This is a genomic window from Pseudovibrio sp. WM33 (assembly GCF_001623165.1).
In the GTDB taxonomy this organism is placed as follows: Bacteria; Pseudomonadota; Alphaproteobacteria; order Rhizobiales; family Stappiaceae; genus Pseudovibrio.
On sequence record NZ_LMCK01000062.1, the window covers coordinates 1 to 15,505 of the forward strand.

The 15,505-nt window shown below is 50.6% G+C and carries 18 protein-coding genes; 11 read left to right on the plus strand and 7 right to left on the minus strand.

The features are described from left to right. Nucleotides 1–192: 192 nt before the first annotated feature. Together PsWM33_RS11225 and PsWM33_RS11230 are read right to left on the minus strand one after the other, a co-directional pair. Nucleotides 193–1,230: an aspartate-semialdehyde dehydrogenase gene (locus tag PsWM33_RS11225; RefSeq protein WP_057465112.1), complete on the minus strand. Its 1,038-nt coding sequence runs from the start codon at nt 1,228–1,230 to the stop codon at nt 193–195. A 401-nt stretch (nt 1,231–1,631) separates the two neighbouring features. Further along, a complete protein-coding gene (locus tag PsWM33_RS11230) occupies nt 1,632–2,399 on the minus strand; it encodes a 2-phosphosulfolactate phosphatase (protein ID WP_063300275.1) in 768 nt (255 codons plus the stop codon). 64 nt (nt 2,400–2,463) lie between these two features. Between PsWM33_RS11230 and PsWM33_RS11235 the strand changes: the two genes are divergently transcribed. From PsWM33_RS11235 to PsWM33_RS11245, 3 genes are all read left to right on the plus strand, one after another. Next, on the plus strand, nt 2,464–3,225 hold the full coding sequence (locus tag PsWM33_RS11235; RefSeq protein ID WP_208994523.1) for a L,D-transpeptidase family protein: 762 nt from the start codon (nt 2,464–2,466) through the stop codon (nt 3,223–3,225). Nucleotides 3,226–3,424: 199 nt separating this feature from the next. Then, nucleotides 3,425–3,922 carry a hypothetical protein gene (locus PsWM33_RS11240; protein WP_208994524.1) on the plus strand — a complete coding sequence of 166 codons (498 nt, stop codon included), beginning with the start codon at nt 3,425–3,427 and terminating at the stop codon, nt 3,920–3,922. A 70-nt stretch (nt 3,923–3,992) separates the two neighbouring features. Next, on the plus strand, nt 3,993–4,502 hold the full coding sequence (locus tag PsWM33_RS11245) for a GNAT family N-acetyltransferase (RefSeq protein ID WP_063300277.1): 510 nt from the start codon (nt 3,993–3,995) through the stop codon (nt 4,500–4,502). Nucleotides 4,503–4,520: 18 nt separating this feature from the next. Here PsWM33_RS11245 and PsWM33_RS11250 read toward each other — a convergent pair whose 3' ends face one another. Continuing rightward, a complete protein-coding gene (locus tag PsWM33_RS11250; RefSeq protein ID WP_063300278.1) occupies nt 4,521–5,015 on the minus strand; it encodes a hypothetical protein in 495 nt (164 codons plus the stop codon). Nucleotides 5,016–5,088: 73 nt separating this feature from the next. Continuing rightward, complete coding sequence (locus PsWM33_RS11255) at nt 5,089–5,505, minus strand: hypothetical protein (RefSeq protein WP_063300279.1); 417 nt, start codon at nt 5,503–5,505, stop codon at nt 5,089–5,091. Between the two features lie 217 nt (nt 5,506–5,722). Here PsWM33_RS11255 and PsWM33_RS28670 point away from each other — a divergent pair, with 217 nt between their 5' ends. Next, complete coding sequence (locus PsWM33_RS28670) at nt 5,723–6,028, plus strand: linear amide C-N hydrolase (protein WP_206598996.1); 306 nt, start codon at nt 5,723–5,725, stop codon at nt 6,026–6,028. Beyond that, nucleotides 6,025–6,846, plus strand: coding sequence for a linear amide C-N hydrolase (locus tag PsWM33_RS11260; RefSeq protein ID WP_206598997.1), 822 nt, complete (start codon nt 6,025–6,027; stop codon nt 6,844–6,846). The genes PsWM33_RS28670 and PsWM33_RS11260 overlap by 4 nt, the downstream gene beginning before the upstream one ends. A gap of 62 nt (nt 6,847–6,908) precedes the next feature. Here the strand turns inward: PsWM33_RS11260 and leuB are convergent, their stop codons facing one another. Beyond that, the gene (gene leuB, locus PsWM33_RS11265) at nt 6,909–8,030 is read right to left on the minus strand and encodes a 3-isopropylmalate dehydrogenase (protein ID WP_063298643.1); all 1,122 of its coding nucleotides are present in this window, start codon (nt 8,028–8,030) and stop codon (nt 6,909–6,911) included. A 189-nt stretch (nt 8,031–8,219) separates the two neighbouring features. Between leuB and PsWM33_RS11270 the strand changes: the two genes are divergently transcribed. Continuing rightward, complete coding sequence (locus PsWM33_RS11270; protein WP_082826976.1) at nt 8,220–9,143, plus strand: NAD-dependent epimerase/dehydratase family protein; 924 nt, start codon at nt 8,220–8,222, stop codon at nt 9,141–9,143. Between the two features lie 12 nt (nt 9,144–9,155). On the opposite strand, the gene PsWM33_RS11275 is transcribed toward PsWM33_RS11270, so the two are convergent. After that, nucleotides 9,156–9,551, minus strand: a complete 396-nt coding sequence (locus PsWM33_RS11275; RefSeq protein ID WP_063298644.1) for a VOC family protein — start codon at nt 9,549–9,551, stop codon at nt 9,156–9,158. A gap of 305 nt (nt 9,552–9,856) precedes the next feature. Here PsWM33_RS11275 and PsWM33_RS11280 point away from each other — a divergent pair, with 305 nt between their 5' ends. The 3 genes from PsWM33_RS11280 (at nt 9,857) to PsWM33_RS11290 (ending at nt 13,734) form a co-directional block, all read left to right on the plus strand. Beyond that, nucleotides 9,857–11,236: an MATE family efflux transporter gene (locus tag PsWM33_RS11280; RefSeq protein WP_063300280.1), complete on the plus strand. Its 1,380-nt coding sequence runs from the start codon at nt 9,857–9,859 to the stop codon at nt 11,234–11,236. A gap of 201 nt (nt 11,237–11,437) precedes the next feature. Then, nucleotides 11,438–11,917, plus strand: a complete 480-nt coding sequence (locus PsWM33_RS11285; protein ID WP_063300281.1) for a CesT family type III secretion system chaperone — start codon at nt 11,438–11,440, stop codon at nt 11,915–11,917. Further along, the gene (locus tag PsWM33_RS11290) at nt 11,914–13,734 is read left to right on the plus strand and encodes a hypothetical protein (RefSeq protein WP_063300282.1); all 1,821 of its coding nucleotides are present in this window, start codon (nt 11,914–11,916) and stop codon (nt 13,732–13,734) included. The genes PsWM33_RS11285 and PsWM33_RS11290 overlap by 4 nt, the downstream gene beginning before the upstream one ends. 47 nt (nt 13,735–13,781) lie before the next feature. Here the strand turns inward: PsWM33_RS11290 and PsWM33_RS11295 are convergent, their stop codons facing one another. Next, nucleotides 13,782–14,672, minus strand: a complete 891-nt coding sequence (locus tag PsWM33_RS11295) for a DMT family transporter (RefSeq protein WP_063300283.1) — start codon at nt 14,670–14,672, stop codon at nt 13,782–13,784. A gap of 82 nt (nt 14,673–14,754) precedes the next feature. On the opposite strand from PsWM33_RS11295, the gene PsWM33_RS11300 reads away from it, so the two are divergent. Both PsWM33_RS11300 and PsWM33_RS11305 read left to right on the plus strand, forming a co-directional pair. Then, a complete protein-coding gene (locus PsWM33_RS11300; RefSeq protein ID WP_063300284.1) occupies nt 14,755–15,096 on the plus strand; it encodes a winged helix-turn-helix transcriptional regulator in 342 nt (113 codons plus the stop codon). Then, nucleotides 15,093–15,428 (plus strand): hypothetical protein, encoded by a 336-nt coding sequence (locus PsWM33_RS11305; RefSeq protein WP_063300285.1) that lies wholly within the window; start codon nt 15,093–15,095, stop codon nt 15,426–15,428. Before PsWM33_RS11300 ends, PsWM33_RS11305 begins: the two co-directional genes overlap by 4 nt. Nucleotides 15,429–15,505 lie beyond the last annotated feature (77 nt).

Sequence of the window (15,505 nt, forward strand, 5' to 3'; positions counted from 1 at the left end):
CTGACGGTCGCTCCGCCAGCAGCCCGCTACGTAGGCATAGACACAGAGTATCGAAGGAATTGAGGAGGGGGATAAGTTTTGTGACCAGAGCATTCTCATTCTCTCCGAATGAAGCAGTAACACTCTTTCACCTCTAACAAAAAAGGGCACCCTAAAAGGTGCCCTCCCTAATCTCATCAGTAGCTGAAAAGCTTATGCAGCAGCTTCTGCTTTTGGCTTAATCAGGCCGCGGTTCACCAGAACCTCAGCAATCTGAACTGTGTTCAGCGCAGCGCCTTTACGCAGGTTATCGGAAACAACCCACATGTTCAGGCCGTTCTCAACGGTCGCGTCTTCACGAATACGGGAAACGTAAGTCGCATCTTCGCCAGCACACTCGTAAGGAGTGACATAGCCGCCGTCTTCACGCTTATCGACAACCAGAATACCCGGCGCTTCACGCAGCAGGTCCTGAGCTTCTTCAGGAGAAAGTGGACTGTCCAGTTCCATATTCACGGACTCAGCATGGCCAACAAACACAGGCACGCGAACAGCAGTACAAGTCACTTTGATGGTAGGGTCGAGCATCTTCTTGGTCTCAGCGAGAACCTTCCACTCTTCCTTGGTGTAACCATCTTCCATGAACTCATCGATGTGCGGGATCACATTAAACGCAATGCGCTTGGTGAACTGCTGAGGCTCAATCGGGTCGTTTACGAAAACAGCGCGGGTCTGGTTGAACAGTTCATCCATTGCGTCTTTACCACCACCAGAAACGGACTGGTAAGTAGAAACAACGAGGCGCTTGATACCAGCTTTTTCGTGAATTGGCTTAAGAGCAACAACCAGCTGTGCAGTGGAGCAATTCGGGTTCGCGATGATGTTCTTCTTTTTGAAGTCAACAATATCATCAGCATTCACTTCAGGCACGATCAACGGAACATCCTGATCATAGCGCCATGCAGAAGAGTTATCGATGACAACACAGCCCTTGGCAGCAATCTTCGGAGCCCACTCTTTCGCGATGGTACCGCCAGCAGACATCAAACAGATGTCAACATCGGAGAAATCAAAATTCTCCATCGCTTTAACTTTCAGCGTCTTGTCACCAAAGGAGATTTCTTTGCCCTGAGAGCGGCGAGATGCCAATGCAATCACTTCATCAGCTGGGAAACCACGCTCTGCCAAAATATCCAGCATTTCCGCACCCACATTGCCGGTAGCACCTGCAATCGCAATCTTATAACCCATTGGTTTTGTCCTCTTCGTCTCCCCCGCTGGCTTCCGGAGGCTAACTGCGCCCGGTGAGCCCTCTGGCGCCCTCCGTCCCGGGGAGAGCGCGGGAAAGAGAGGCACCTTAGACGGTGGTCTTTGTCGTTTTCGTGGTGATTGTCTTGGTAGTAGTCGCGGTCACTTTTGCAGCCGACATCATGCCCGCGGTTTTCGCCGCAGTCCGCATGAATTTTGTTGTGTCGGTCTTGCGAAGGAACATTCCGCGTAACTCTTTCCCAATAAATAGATCGCGGATTTCATGCCTTCACAGGGAAGATTTGTCAACAGTCTTTGCTATGGCAGAGCTTCAACATCACTCAAGCGTGACACGTACGCACCAGCAAAACCACCGAAATACAGGGATTTACCGATGAGAACCTTCATTCAAGCAAAATAAACCCTGATGTAAGCTCAACTTTTGAACGACCATGACTTGCACGCGAAACATCCCCAAACGCATTCACGACCTTCCCGCCAAGCTCAATTTGCCGCAGTTCAGGCACGCAGCTTTCCGAATCTAGGTCAGCTGCCCAGTCCACATCACCCGCATAGCCATAGTGCGTCAGTTCCTGCCCACTCACGCAGCCCTTTAGCGCTCCGTGCAGATCATCAGCACACGAAAGATAACCAGCCCGAGCAATCGAGGCTTCTGGCGACATCGCGCAGTCCAGCATATGTGCAAGTGCACCGCAGGCCAGTTGATCCTCGAAAGCAGGCCGCAAACTGGCATCCGGCCACTTCTCACCCGCAGCAACCAGCAAGATTTTTCCGGAAATCACCTTAAGATAAGCCGCAACCGCTGAAGCATTCCGAAGTGCAGCAGCAAACACCCGCCCTTCTCTCGGCAAAGCAGAAAGCGTCGCACCGTTGGGGCTGGGCAACACCAACACATCATTAACAGAAAGCCCCATGAGCGTTGGTGGAGACAGTGAGTAACCATCCTCCCGGCGCTTCCCGGCACAAACCCCGCCAATCTCAACAGCAAGCGCCTTTCCCTCATCACGATCAGCAACAGGCACCACCAGCGCCCCTCTGCCACAAGCAACAGAAGTCGCTGTCGAGAAACTCAGACAATCCACAATCACAGTCGCCGCAAAGCCATCACTGCTTGCATTCCGTCCCCATTCCAAATGTACAAAGTCAGCCATAAACAACCTCTAGGTGATAATAATTTTGCGTTTCTCTATAAATTTCTTTTTAAAAGATTTCTCTATGCGTTTCGTTAGATACCTGATCGCTATCAGTATGGTTGCCACCGTCACTCTACTATCAATCATAATCGCAACTAGATACGATTCTTCACAGCCCTACTTCTCGTCAGAATCCTATTGGTTTGCTAAATCAGCGAACATCAAAGAAGTAAGAAAGACTCTCACCCCATATCTTGCAGCGGAACTGGGAGAAAAGAATATGAGTCTCACGCAGCCTGTTTTTCTACGTATTTTCAAAGAAGAGGCTCAGTTAGAAGTTTGGAAGCAAAAAAACGGCGATTATGAACTCTTCAAAACCTACGATATTTGCTCGTTTTCTGGAGGATTAGGACCCAAACTAAAAGAAGGTGATAGGCAAGCGCCTGAAGGATTTTATCAAGTAACAACACGTCAGCTAAATCCTAAAAGCGTAAATCACCTTGCATTCAATCTTGGTTTCCCAAACGCCTTTGACAAATCCAATAAACGAACCGGATCATTCCTGATGGTTCACGGCAACTGCTTATCAGCAGGCTGTTATGCAATGACTGACAAAGGAATGGAAGAAATTTACTTACTGGTCGAAAATGCCCTGCTAAGTGGTCAAGCTTCCGTGGACGTTCACATCTTCCCATTCCATATGACAGAGACCAACATGGCTATTCATGCCAACAGCCGTTGGTTACCCTTCTGGAGAAACTTGCGAGAAGGGTATTCTCATTTCAATGATAGAGGCGTCCCACCGAGAGTTTCAGCTGCGGCAAAGTCATACGCCTTTCAATGAATATTACCAACGCCTTCAGCCACAGCAAAGCCATCACTGCTTGCGTTCCGTCCCCACTCCAAATGCACAAAGTCAGCCATAAACAACCCCAAAATGATAAAACCGTGGGCACTGGAAAAAGTGTACCAATCAATCCTTGCATGGCATCGCGTCTGCACTCAGGTTGAACAGAGCGATCAAAAGTCACAACGGAATAATGATGGACCTCCTTTCTCAATTGCAAGCACTTGCTGTCGATCTCGAACGCTCTCAGCTGCCAGAGGTCTTCAAGTATGCATGGTGGGTCTATCCGGCAATCAACACAGGCCACATCGTTGGGCTCGCGATGCTGTTCGGCTCCCTCGTCCCGCTTGACCTGCGCATGATGGGTATGTGGCGCTCCATCCCGCTATACGACCTTGCACGCCCTCTTACGCGCATTGCCCTTTTGGGAGGTCTGATAGCAATCGCAACCGGCATCTTTCTGCTTTCAGTCAAAGCGCAAGTATACGTCAATGCGCCTATATTCTGGGCCAAGTCAGGCTTTTTCACTCTCGCCCTGCTCAACGCACTGTTCCTGCGCTTCAACAAACCATGGCGCTATCTGGCACAAGTCGACTCCCGCGGAACCATCCCCCGCTTCAAATCCGCTGGCTTCATTTCCCTGTTCAGCTGGCTCGGCGTCCTGATCTGCGGGAGAATGTTCGGGTATCTCTAGTCCGATAAGTCAGTGAGCTTTCTTATTCTTCGTGGCACAAAAGCTAAGCTAAACATAACGGGCAATACCAATGATCATCCGCACAGAGCTACCATCTGACATCGAGGCAATCCGCAATCTTGTTTACGCAGCTTTCGAAAATCATCCACACCATGAACCCGGCGCAAAGCCAACCGAGCACCTGATCATCGACCAGCTGCGCACGAATGGTGAACTGACACTGTCACTCATTGGAGGGCAAGCTGGCGGCATGGTAGGGCATATCGCTTTCTCTCCAGTAATCATCGATGGTGAGGATAAGGGCTGGTATGGCCTTGGTCCGGTGGCCATTGCTCCGAAACATCAGGGCAAGGGCTTTGGCTCAGCCTTGATCGTGGAGGGAATGCAGCAAATCAAGCAGCTTGGTGCCAGAGGTGTCGTTTTGCTTGGGGAGCCGGAATATTACAGTCGCTTCGGCTTTCAGCAAGCAAAAGGCCTAGTCTTCCCTGGCGTGCCAGCAGAATACTTTATGCAGCACACCTTTGAGGGAGAGACACCAACCGGCACCGTCGCTTATTCCGCGGCCTTCACAGCAAGCTAATATGATGAATAATTACGGCTACTCGTCACATTTATCGGGTAGGGCCTGGCTCAAGGGTTTATCCGTTGGCTTCAACTCACCCTTGTTGATCGCTATGGGCGAGTAAGGCGGATCGGTAATCGTGCCCGGCACCACCATATGTAAAACATAACAGCCGGCATAAACCTGAGAAGTCCCGTCGGAAAGGTGCGTTTCAATCGCCACCGGAAGCGGCCAATAAAGCTGACTCATACCTGCATCTGGCTGGGTAGACCCATAGCGCAGCTGCACGGACTCCGTTGTTCGAAACCCTTCTTTCCACTCCTCAAAGTTCTTAGGTGGGGTGCTGAAGTAGCTATACGCCTGCACATACTCCTTGCGGTTAATGGCATTATAATAGCTTTCAATCATCGCTTGAGGGGTGCTGCGGTCATCCATGTAAGGAATGCCATCAAACACCAGGGCATTGGCGCTTGATGCGCCACAAACCGCCAGTATTGCGCAGGCTCCGGCAAGCTTATTTCGATTGAACATGGTTGTGTCCTGTTACTTTTTTAAGTCTCACAACCAAGTTCAACAAAGACAAGCTAATGCAGGTTTAAACCACTCACTGTGCTCGCATATAGACGGCTTCGTTGGTAAACGAACCAGCATCCAACAGGTGTACAGTTTGATAAACCGTAAGCTGAGAACCGTCTTCATTCAGCTCTCGCTTGGCAACCATAATGCTTAGGCCGCCGCGCTTCGCTTCAGAAACCAGATCACCATCCGTGTTCAAAGAAAGGGAAAGCGTATCCGCAAACGGGTTTTGCGGCATAGGGCGATCTTCCCCATCAGGAATGCCTGAGAAGTTGGCCTCAACGGTTTCTCCTTCGCCTTCAACGGTTTTCATGAAGAAGCCGATTTCGCCATTCTTCTCGACAATTTTCAAACTGCCACCCCAAGGCACAGAACCCTGCTCATAGCTTGAGGTATCAGGATCCAGAATCCAGGTTCCGAGGAAGGGTCTTAAACGTTCATCCATGCTCTGTCTTTCAGCAATACTTCTCAAAATTTGTCTTGGCTCAGGCTTATGCCGCACAGGGGTTTTTCGCGCAACCAAATCACACGGCTAACTCCCGTGATTAACATCCAGTGGCCAAACTGCCAAAAAACCAATCTTAAAGCAGCAGGCACATCTAACGGAACCTTTGCGCTCTTCGCTGACAATCACAAGCAAAAGAACTCATTCAGGAGGCCCCATGCTCAAGCGCATTGCCAGCAAACCAATTGCCTTTTTCAAGATCAGCTTAGCCCTGCTCGCTTTTGTTCTTCAGCCAATAGCGGCAAATGCCTGCACCAGCTTCGTCCTGTCCACCGTCGACAACATCAAAATGTATGGCCGCACGATGGAGTTCGGCAAGCAGATCCCCACTAAAATTGGGCTCATCCCACGCGGTTACAAGTTCCAATCTCAAATCAATGATGAAGCGGGCCACAGCTGGACCGGCAAAATTGCTGTGATTGCGCCAGCATCTTCGACAGCCCCGCCTTGGTTGATGGCATGAACGAATACGGTCTGTCCGGCGGCGCCCTCTACTTCCCCGGCTCTGCTGCCTACAAAAACCCGTCAGATGATAAAGCGCAACGCACCAAGGAAATCAATCAGGTAGACTTCCTCGTCTGGATGCTTTCAACCTTCAAAACAGTCGAAGAAATTAAAGTCAATCTGGATCAGGTCTCATTAGTCGGGACCTTCTACGAGAGCATGGATGAAATCCCGCCGCTTCACTACACTCTACATGATGCAGCTGGCTTTTCTATTGTCATAGAGCCCATAAACGGCGAATTGAAAGTCTATGACAATCCTTACACCGTGCTCACCAACTCGCCAGACTTCGAGTGGCATGTCCAGAACATCCGCAACTACCTGTTCCTCTCTCCATTCAACATCGGCTCTACTGAGATCATGGGACAGGAACTAACCCCCTTCGGTCAGGGTTCTGGCTTGCTTGGAATCCCAGGTGATCCAACTCCACCTTCCCGGTTTATCCGTGCGCTGGGTTTAATCTCCACTATTGACGCCGCTGAACTAAACAAGAACCGGCTTGTGACCATGGAGCACGAGCTCAACAACTTCGACATTCCAAAAGGGTTTGTAAGGCCTGCCATTTTGCCAGTCGAGCAGGAACAGGAAGCCAACGACTACACCCAGTGGTCGACCATTGCTGACATTGAAAACAGAAAGTATTTCATCAAAACCTACGAGAACCCAACGCTGCATGGCGTAAGTTTTGAAGGCTTCGATGCCTCAGGATCGCAGATACAATACGTGAACTTGCCAAGTCCTAAACCCACTCAGCCACTACTTCCACCCATGCAATAAAAAACAGGGCTCCCGAACCAACGGAAGCCCTGTTTCAAATTTCTAGACTCTGAACTGCCAGCTTATGCTGAAACACCTGCAAGAGCGGTCAGCTCGGCGACAATAGCATCACCCATCTGTGCGGTGGTGATGGTGGCTTCACCATCCTTCGCGATGTCTTTTGTGCGCAGACCTTTGTCCAGTGCGTTGGAGATTGCTTTTTCAACCATGTCGGCCTCTGCAATCTTCTGGAAAGAGTAGCGCAGCGCCATTGCAAAACTTGCGATCATTGCAATTGGATTAGCAGCACCTGTACCGGAAATATCAGGAGCAGAACCGTGCACTGGCTCATAAAGGGCTTTGCGCTTACCGGTTGCGTCATCAGGCGCACCAAGAGAAGCAGACGGCAGCATACCCAGAGAACCAGTCAGCATCGCCGCAACATCAGACAGCATGTCACCAAACAGGTTGTCGGTTACAATAACGTCAAACTGCTTTGGCCAACGCACCAGCTGCATGCCGCCAGCGTCTGCCAGCATGTGGTCCAGCTCAACATCCGCGTAGTTTGCTTTGTGCGTTGCGGTCACAACTTCGTTCCAAAGCACGCCGGACTTCATCACATTGCGCTTTTCCATGGAACAAACTTTGTTGTCACGGGTGCGCGCAAGATCAAATGCAACGCCAGCAATACGCTCAATTTCATAGCTGTCGTAAACCTGCGTGTCGATACCGCGCTTCTGGCCGTTGTCCAGATCGATGATCTCTTTCGGCTCACCGAAGTAAACACCACCGGTCAGTTCGCGAACGATCAGAATGTCCAATCCTTCAATGACGTCCGGCTTCAAAGAAGACGCGTCAGCCAGCGCCGGATAGCAAATCGCAGGGCGAAGGTTTGCAAACAGGCCAAGGTCTTTACGCAGACGTAGCAGGCCAGCTTCCGGGCGAACCTCATAAGGCACCTCGTCCCATTTAGGACCGCCAACAGCACCGAAAATAACAGCATCAGCTGCCTGTGCTTTCGCCATATCTTCTTCAGAGATGGAAACGCCGTGTGCATCGTAGGCACTGCCGCCAACAAGGCCTTCGTCATACTCGTAAGTATCTTCGCCCTGCTCGTTGAGCCAGGCGATAACCTTTTTCACCTCCTCCATGATTTCAGGACCAATTCCATCACCAGGAAGAAGCAGGAGCTTGTTGGATGCCATGGGTCAATATCCCCGTTTTCTGCAAATTGAAGTTGACCATTTGTGCCGCCTCGCCTCAGTCATTGCAAGGTTCAATATTTCAACGAAAATGGATGGGTGCTCAACTATTGCGATGCAGACAGGTTTCTTTAATCCCACCATGTTAGTTTTCTAAAACTGAGAGTGGACAGTTCTAAGGCACTGCAAAATATGCATAACTTGTTAGTTATAGGTGGATCGGGCTTTGTGGGTGCATCTCTCATCCCGGCCCTACTTTCGAAGGGATATAATGTAACCCTGCTCAACAGAGGCACACGCCCGGTTCCGGGAACCAAGCAGTTGGTTGCAGACAGAAACGATCCTTTTGCCATGCAGCAGATCACCGACAAATTCGAAGCGGTAATCGATACAAGCGCTTATACGCGAGAGCAGTCGAGGATTGCATTCAACACCTTCGGTATCCATGCCAAAAAGTGGGTTCATCTCTCCAGCGCAGCGGTTTACAAAGAAACTAAAGGACACTTACCGAGCGAAAAAGACCCGATCGGTGGAGCGTCCGTGTGGGGTGTTTATGGCAGAGATAAATCTGGAGCAGATCACTTCCTGCTGAATCAGGAACACACACCAGCCGTCGCCATCCGCCCGCCTTATCTGTATGGCCCCAACAATGATATCGACCGAGAGCAATTTGTCTGGGCGCGAGCTTTAACAGAACGCCCGATCATCCTGCCCGGTGATGGCCAGACCAAACTGCAGTTTTTGCACGAAGAAGATCTCGCCAGCTTCATCCTCTATCTGCTTGCTATGCATGCCATGCCGACTGAGGCCGTCAACCTGGCGGACCCGCATATCCTCACCATCGAAAAATGGGTGAAGATGCTCTGCGATATTGCAGAGGTCGAACCAGAAGTTCTCTACGGCAATGACATGGCGCCCAGCATCCCAGCCCGTGAGTATTTCCCCTTCCGCGATTACGATTGCGCACTCGATGTGACCAGATACCTGGAAAACTTCGATTGGCAACCGCATTACAAACTACGTGATGGCTTCACCCACACCTTCAAAAGCCACAGCAAAGAGGAGCTCGCCAAAAGCTCCCCTCCGACTTTCGCTGAAAAGGCGATTGAGTCCTAAGCAAAAGAGCGGCTACTGGTATCGCCCGTGCCGCTCCAACATCTCGATTCGATATCCATCGGGATCAGTCACAAAGAAGAACCGTGCCAGCAACTTGCCTTCCACGAAGAACTCTTTGATGTCCTCCGGAGCAAGCCCTTCCTCCTGAAAACGCTTATGTTCTGCAGCCAGCCCATCCACACAGAACGCGATGTGCCCGTATCCGTCACCTAATGAGTATGGCTCGCTGCGGTCTTTGTTGATTGTAAGCTCAACCTCAAAGTCATTCTCCGCATTGCGCAGATAAACCAGCGTAAAGCTGTCAAAATCCAGCCGCTCGGCAACTTCCAGACCAAACGCCCTACGATAAAACGCAAGCGAACGCTCTTCATCCAAAACCCGGATCATCATGTGAATTGCTTTTGCCATGGAAGGACCTCTCAGCAGAATTAACTGCAAGAGGAGTAGGTCGCGCAAGCTACCCTCGTCAACCGCAACACGACACAAATTCAAACTGCCATATACCAGTTCACAAATCTTGCTCAATTGAGCGCATCCACTTGCAGTAAAAATGCACTCCACCTATGATCGCGGTGTGGTTCGGACACCCGCCGCTCGCAAGCATACCGCTCTGGTGAAGCTCCATATTTTCTGCATCAAACCGCATAATTTCAGCGGTTTACTGGCAACGCGAGCTCCAGCATTTTCCCGCTTCTGAACTGAAAGCAGTTTTGATGTCTGACGTTTTTTCTTCCAAACCGGACAATATTTTTCTGTCCGGCTCCATACCTATTCTCTTTGCAAAAACCGCAATCCCCCTCAGCCTTGTCATGATGGTCAACGGCTTGCACACGGTCGTCGACGCCTATTTTCTGGGAACCTATGTGGGTACACAGGCCCTGACTGGCGTCACACTCATGTTCCCTCTCTTCATGATCTTGGTTTCCCTGTTCACGCTCGTGTCCAACGGTTTCGCCAGCATCTACGCAAGGGCCTTTGGCGCCAACAACCACCGCATCGCAAAGAAGATCATCGACAGCGCAATCGCCCTCGCATTGATCGTCTGCGGCAGCCTTATCGTGAGTTTTCTGGTCGCAGGATTTCAGTTAGCTCTGTTCCTGACCAACGGCTCTGACGAACTAGCCCGTATTGGCTATCAATACATGGCGATCCTCATTCTAGGTTCACCGTTGGGGTTCGTCCTATCCATCAACATCGACAGGCTCCGTTGTGAGGGATTACTGCCTCTCATGACAGTCATCACCCTGAGTTCTGCATTCCTGAATATCTTCTTTGATTGGCTCTATGTGGTTCAATTCGGCTGGGGCGTGGCCGGCTCTGCTTATGGAACATTGACTGCACAGTTGATTTCATTAGTTGCACTAGTAGTCTACTACACATCCAAACGCGGGGAACTTTCCTTCCTGAACTGGCGACCAGTGAGCTTCCAATGGAAGTCCCTCATCGCTCTTGGTGTCCCCCAAAGCCTTGGCTATACGGGTGTTTCTCTGGCTGCAGCCGTCACGCTGTTTGCAATTCAGCTTTGGGCCGGAAGCAACTATGAAGTCACCGCTGGAGCCTATGGCATCATCACCAGAATGATGACCTTCACGTTCCTGCCTCTGCTGGGTCTCAGCATGGCGCTGCAATCCATTTCAGGAAACAACTACGGCGCCCAAAAGCACGACAGAACTGCACAAACCCTGAAAATCGCGATCATAATCTCGCTCATCTATTGCGGTGGAGTTCAGGCAATCTACTTCCTGTTCAGCTCCCAACTGGGCGCGATCTTTGTCGATGATGCAGCCACAATTGCAGACGTCGAACGCATCATCCCAATCGTGTCTATGATGTTCTTCCTGTCTGGTCCGTTGATGATGGTAGGCACATTCTTTCAGGCAATCGGTGACGCTGCCCGCGCAGGCATTCTGATGCTGGCCAAAACCTACCTGTTCGCAGTCCCGCTTACTCTCATCCTGCCTTATGCAATGGGAGAAGCCGGTATTTGGTACGCCAGTGTGTTCTCCGAGGTTCTGCTACTGGGGCTCACCTTTGTCATCGTGTTTGCCCACAAACGAGCCGCCGCTCCGGCTACAGTTCTCGCGAATACATAACCAACCAGCCCTCGCATACGCATCAAAGTATGCGAGGGGCACAAGTTTGTCGGCAACCTGTACCAAACAAGACAGCAGTCTCTCCTCACCCTCGCTAAACCTAGCCTTACAGATGCTGTTCCTTGCAGCAGACAAACCGTCTTCACTGCAAGGAACAGCATCAACGACATACAAGTCCTATGGTGAGGCGCGCGAGACTGCATGACTGATTTGGTAAACGCACTGCTGATCGAACTCGGCAACAGAATTGGCTTTGACAACTTCTCTTTGAACGAAGATGGTCAGATTTTCCTTGGTCTTGATCAGGACCTCGCCATGAGCATCGTCTGGCGAGACGAAAGCCAAACCCTGCTTTTCAACGCAGTTATCAGCAAACGCGATACCAACAGTCCGCAAGTCCTTGAAGCTCTGATGCAGGCCAATTGCGTGTTTGCCGACAGCCATGCCATGGCGTTCAACATCAGCCCAAAAGCAAGTTGCATAAATCTCTCCATGGTGGTGACAATCTCCGACAGATCCTCCTTTGCCCTCCACAACAAGCTGGACATGTTCATCCGCACAGCTGCCTCCTGGCACGAGCGCCTCAAGAACCCGGAAGGCCTCAGCCCAAATTGGGATAACCCAAACCACACCAACCCTTGTCAGGCCGATAATTTCGCAGATTTTGGAGCAAGAGTATGAGCACCATTGAACTCTCCAGTTTTGTAACTGCAGCCCAATTCAACAACGGTCTGGACAAACTGCACACCACGCAAGAAGCCGTTACACAACGCACCTCTCATACATCGGTTGGCGGAAAAGTACTCTCCTGGGCCAAGCTCCATATCACTGGAGATGGCCAGAAATCTGCAGATCAGACCCGTTTTCAGGAAGCATTGAAAACAGAATTCGGCAAAGACGTCGGTGAAGCCGCTTACAAGGCTTTCGCACCAGGTGATGGGAAAGCCCACAGCCTGACCAATGCACAAGTACTGAGCTCGGTTGAGTTGGCACTCACAACTCAGGAAAATAAAGCCGAAGAGCTCAATGTAACTACACAAGCGGCTATCCTCTCAAGCGTCGCCAAAACGCATGGTGCAGAGGTAGCAGCCAATGTCACCAAATTGCTGGAAGGCTCCAGTGAGTTTACAAAGGCTGGCGAAAATCCTGAGCAAATAAAAGCAATTGTCTCACAGATTGCAGAGGATGTTGCGAAGAATCTGGCAGCAGAAACCGACGCAAACATTGCAACCCATATTGAAAAACTGGGTGATAGGGAGCATCTGAAAGCTGCTGCATCAACTGCGGACTTCCAAATCAACTGGGATAATGTCTCCTCCGAGCAGATCACAAAACTGCAGGAAAATGTGCAAGGCAAACTGGAAAACCAATCCAGACCAAGCAACTCCAACCAATCCATTCGCAGCAGTTTGAAGGATGAACAGGTACAACAAGCAGTAGGCAATCAGCTACGGTCCATTGCAGGACTGCAGTCAGTTAGCGCAGGCGGTACTTTGCTTGAAAGCGTCTTTTCAGAGTTGGGCCTGCCCGCAGAGAAGATAAGCGCAGGGGCATTCGGTGAAATCGCAACCGTATTGAACGGCGTCTTCAACACGGTTTCCGGTCCTGAAGGCACGAACGACATTACTGATCAGATCGAAGATATTCTCCAAAAAAGCATCATCAACAGCGCTGTTCAGGACGTGTTGAAATCGACACTGAGAGAAGCAGCCCAAACAGATGAGTTCAGCTCGCAAATTGCCCCGTTTGTGCCTGAAGGAACCCCAAAAGAAATAAGGGCCGCGCAGAAATGGTTGCCTGATTTGGCTGCCAAGGAAATCGTGCGTTCTATAAAAGACGGCAATGACTTTCAGGAACAAGGCGGCATCGTCAACGCAGCAAAGGCTGAGCTTGGCAAGCAGATAGAAACAGCTCAAACCGCCAATGAAATCATCAAAGGCTTTGTAGAACACCTGACCGCTGATGAAATCAATGCAGAGCTGCTGACCGAGTTCATAGCAAAGCACTCCAACAATGCGGATGGCTTGGGTGGTGACGACAACAAGTTCGCCGCAGAGCGTCACTTCACGAAGATTTTCAAAGAGCACCCGGAGATCCAGCAACAGCTGAACAACGCTTTCCGCTCCGAGAAGCTCAAGGAAAATTCGCAAGTTGTGAGTGAGGCTATCGAGCTCATTTCAACAAATGTCGAAGAACAGCTGGTCAATCGTCTTCAGCAGGCGGGGAAACATCCGACAGAAGCTTATGCGACCGCTTCAGTGATCTCATCCACACTGAAAGGCCCATTCGTTCAGTTGTTTGCACCCTTACTGGACTCGCTAGATTCTCCTGATGAAAACACAATCTCAGAGGGTGAATTCTTGGAACAAAAGCAGGCAATAACAGATGTCTTTTTCTTCCCGAGTGATCCGTCGGAAAACGCAACTAGAATTGCAAACGGTCTCGTAAAGGGCTTCCATGATCTCTTTGAAAGATACGACTTGCAGCTCAGCTTCTAATAAAGCAAAGCGTGCCAGTAGCAACCCAGCTGCTGGCACCAACTCTCTTACAGCAAAATCACAGCAGTTCCGCCAAGCGAAAGCAATGCACCACCCCAAGCCAGCGGGCGGGGCATGTTTCCCGTTCGCATCCAGAGCAACGGCAGAATAAAGACAGGTGACAGCGAGCCAAGAATGCTGGCAACGGCTGCATCATAATGAGCATAGGCATAGAGCAACAGCGAGACAGATATGCCATATCCAATGAAACCGGGCAGCACCACGCGGAACAACAGCATCCAGCTCATCTCTGTTGAAGCCTGAACCGCCGAGACAGGCATCAATCCAACCAGGGCCACAATAAACGCAGCGCCGGTAACCCGCACCGCTGATGCTGCCAAAGGCTCGGTCCCTGCAACAAGCAACGGCTTAAGAACAAGCATTCCAATCCCTTGCGAAGCAGCTGCAACAAGCGCCAACAACACAATTACAACCAACCCGCCGCTACGACGAGCAGCTTCTGTTTCCTGATCAGAACTTCCAAACAAAATCGCCAAGCAAATGCCGAAAAGTGCGATTGCGATGCCAACAATTTCTGTAAAGCTCAGCTCTTCACCAAGAAACGCAAAGGCAAGCACAGCAACGATTGGCGTTTTAAGCGATAGCAGCAGCTCCGTTTGCCGCGGCCCGGCTCGGCGCAAACAAGCCATCAAAGCCAGGTTCCCGATAATCACGCTGACAACAACACTCACCACAAAGGCAGGCCACTGGCTCCAATCAACAGTATGCCAATACCCCAACACAGAGCAAAGCAAACACAGGATCGCCCCAGATGTAAGCAACTGAATGCGCGTAAACTCGAAAACCCCAACACGTTGTAGCGGTCGGTGGGCCAACATTGATCCACACGCCCACCCTAAGGAAGCCGCCAGGGCAGACGACACCGCAAAAACAACCATAGCAAAATTCTCCAAACGTGCTACAATAAAAGTAGCAAGACACTGCTACAACAATCATAGCAAAAAGGAAAGCCCCATTTCTGTGAAAATACCTAAGGCAGGCAAACCGGTTCGTGGCTCAAAATCCGGCAAACCAATCATGGTTCTCTTTGATTTGCTGGGCAGACGATGGGCTCTTGGCATCATCTGGAACCTTTCAACTGGCCCGCAAACCTTCCGCACGCTCCAGTCCAATTGTGACTCTGTCTCACCCACTGTGCTCAATACGCGCTTGAAAGAACTACGAGAATGCGGGATCGTCATGAATGGAGAAAGCGGCTACGAACTGACAGCAGAAGGAGAAGACCTGTTCACCTACCTGCAACCCTTAGGCCACTGGTCTCAAACATGGTCCCATGCAGCCAAATTGAAAGATGACCAATGAAATTCAACCATATCGGCATTCCAACCAAGGGATACTTCGAGGAAGAGATTCCGCTGCCTCACCTGCACATGACCGTCAGCGACCACAAAAACAATCTTTTCGGCATTCAATGGCAGCGCTATGACGAAGGTGCGCCCTACCCTGAAATCGTGAAGACAGTGGCGCATGTGGCGTTTGAAGTTGACGATTTGGCAGAGGCGCTGAAAGACCAGAAGGTTATCATCAAACCCAACTCCCCTATCGACGGACTCACTGTCGCCTTTATCGAGGTAAATGGAGCTCCGGTTGAGCTGATGGAAGTTGACCGTACCATCTGCAAAGAAGACATCTAGCCCAGCGCTCACACCTAACAGCAACTTAATGCCACCAAGGCGCTTCCCACCTGCACTCTCAGCCTTTTTTCAGGCCC

Coding starts and splice junctions, on each gene's coding strand:
- PsWM33_RS11225 (WP_057465112.1), bottom strand. CDS start 1,230: ATGGGTTATAAGATTGCGATTGCAGGTGCTACCGGCAATGTGGGTGCG.
- PsWM33_RS11230 (WP_063300275.1), bottom strand. CDS start 2,399: ATGGCTGACTTTGTACATTTGGAATGGGGACGGAATGCAAGCAGTGAT.
- PsWM33_RS11235 (WP_208994523.1), top strand. CDS start 2,464: ATGCGTTTCGTTAGATACCTGATCGCTATCAGTATGGTTGCCACCGTC.
- PsWM33_RS11240 (WP_208994524.1), top strand. CDS start 3,425: ATGGACCTCCTTTCTCAATTGCAAGCACTTGCTGTCGATCTCGAACGC.
- PsWM33_RS11245 (WP_063300277.1), top strand. CDS start 3,993: ATGATCATCCGCACAGAGCTACCATCTGACATCGAGGCAATCCGCAAT.
- PsWM33_RS11250 (WP_063300278.1), bottom strand. CDS start 5,015: ATGTTCAATCGAAATAAGCTTGCCGGAGCCTGCGCAATACTGGCGGTT.
- PsWM33_RS11255 (WP_063300279.1), bottom strand. CDS start 5,505: ATGGATGAACGTTTAAGACCCTTCCTCGGAACCTGGATTCTGGATCCT.
- PsWM33_RS28670 (WP_206598996.1), top strand. CDS start 5,723: ATGCTCAAGCGCATTGCCAGCAAACCAATTGCCTTTTTCAAGATCAGC.
- PsWM33_RS11260 (WP_206598997.1), top strand. CDS start 6,025: ATGAACGAATACGGTCTGTCCGGCGGCGCCCTCTACTTCCCCGGCTCT.
- leuB (WP_063298643.1), bottom strand. CDS start 8,030: ATGGCATCCAACAAGCTCCTGCTTCTTCCTGGTGATGGAATTGGTCCT.
- PsWM33_RS11270 (WP_082826976.1), top strand. CDS start 8,220: ATGCATAACTTGTTAGTTATAGGTGGATCGGGCTTTGTGGGTGCATCT.
- PsWM33_RS11275 (WP_063298644.1), bottom strand. CDS start 9,551: ATGGCAAAAGCAATTCACATGATGATCCGGGTTTTGGATGAAGAGCGT.
- PsWM33_RS11280 (WP_063300280.1), top strand. CDS start 9,857: ATGTCTGACGTTTTTTCTTCCAAACCGGACAATATTTTTCTGTCCGGC.
- PsWM33_RS11285 (WP_063300281.1), top strand. CDS start 11,438: ATGACTGATTTGGTAAACGCACTGCTGATCGAACTCGGCAACAGAATT.
- PsWM33_RS11290 (WP_063300282.1), top strand. CDS start 11,914: ATGAGCACCATTGAACTCTCCAGTTTTGTAACTGCAGCCCAATTCAAC.
- PsWM33_RS11295 (WP_063300283.1), bottom strand. CDS start 14,672: ATGGTTGTTTTTGCGGTGTCGTCTGCCCTGGCGGCTTCCTTAGGGTGG.
- PsWM33_RS11305 (WP_063300285.1), top strand. CDS start 15,093: ATGAAATTCAACCATATCGGCATTCCAACCAAGGGATACTTCGAGGAA.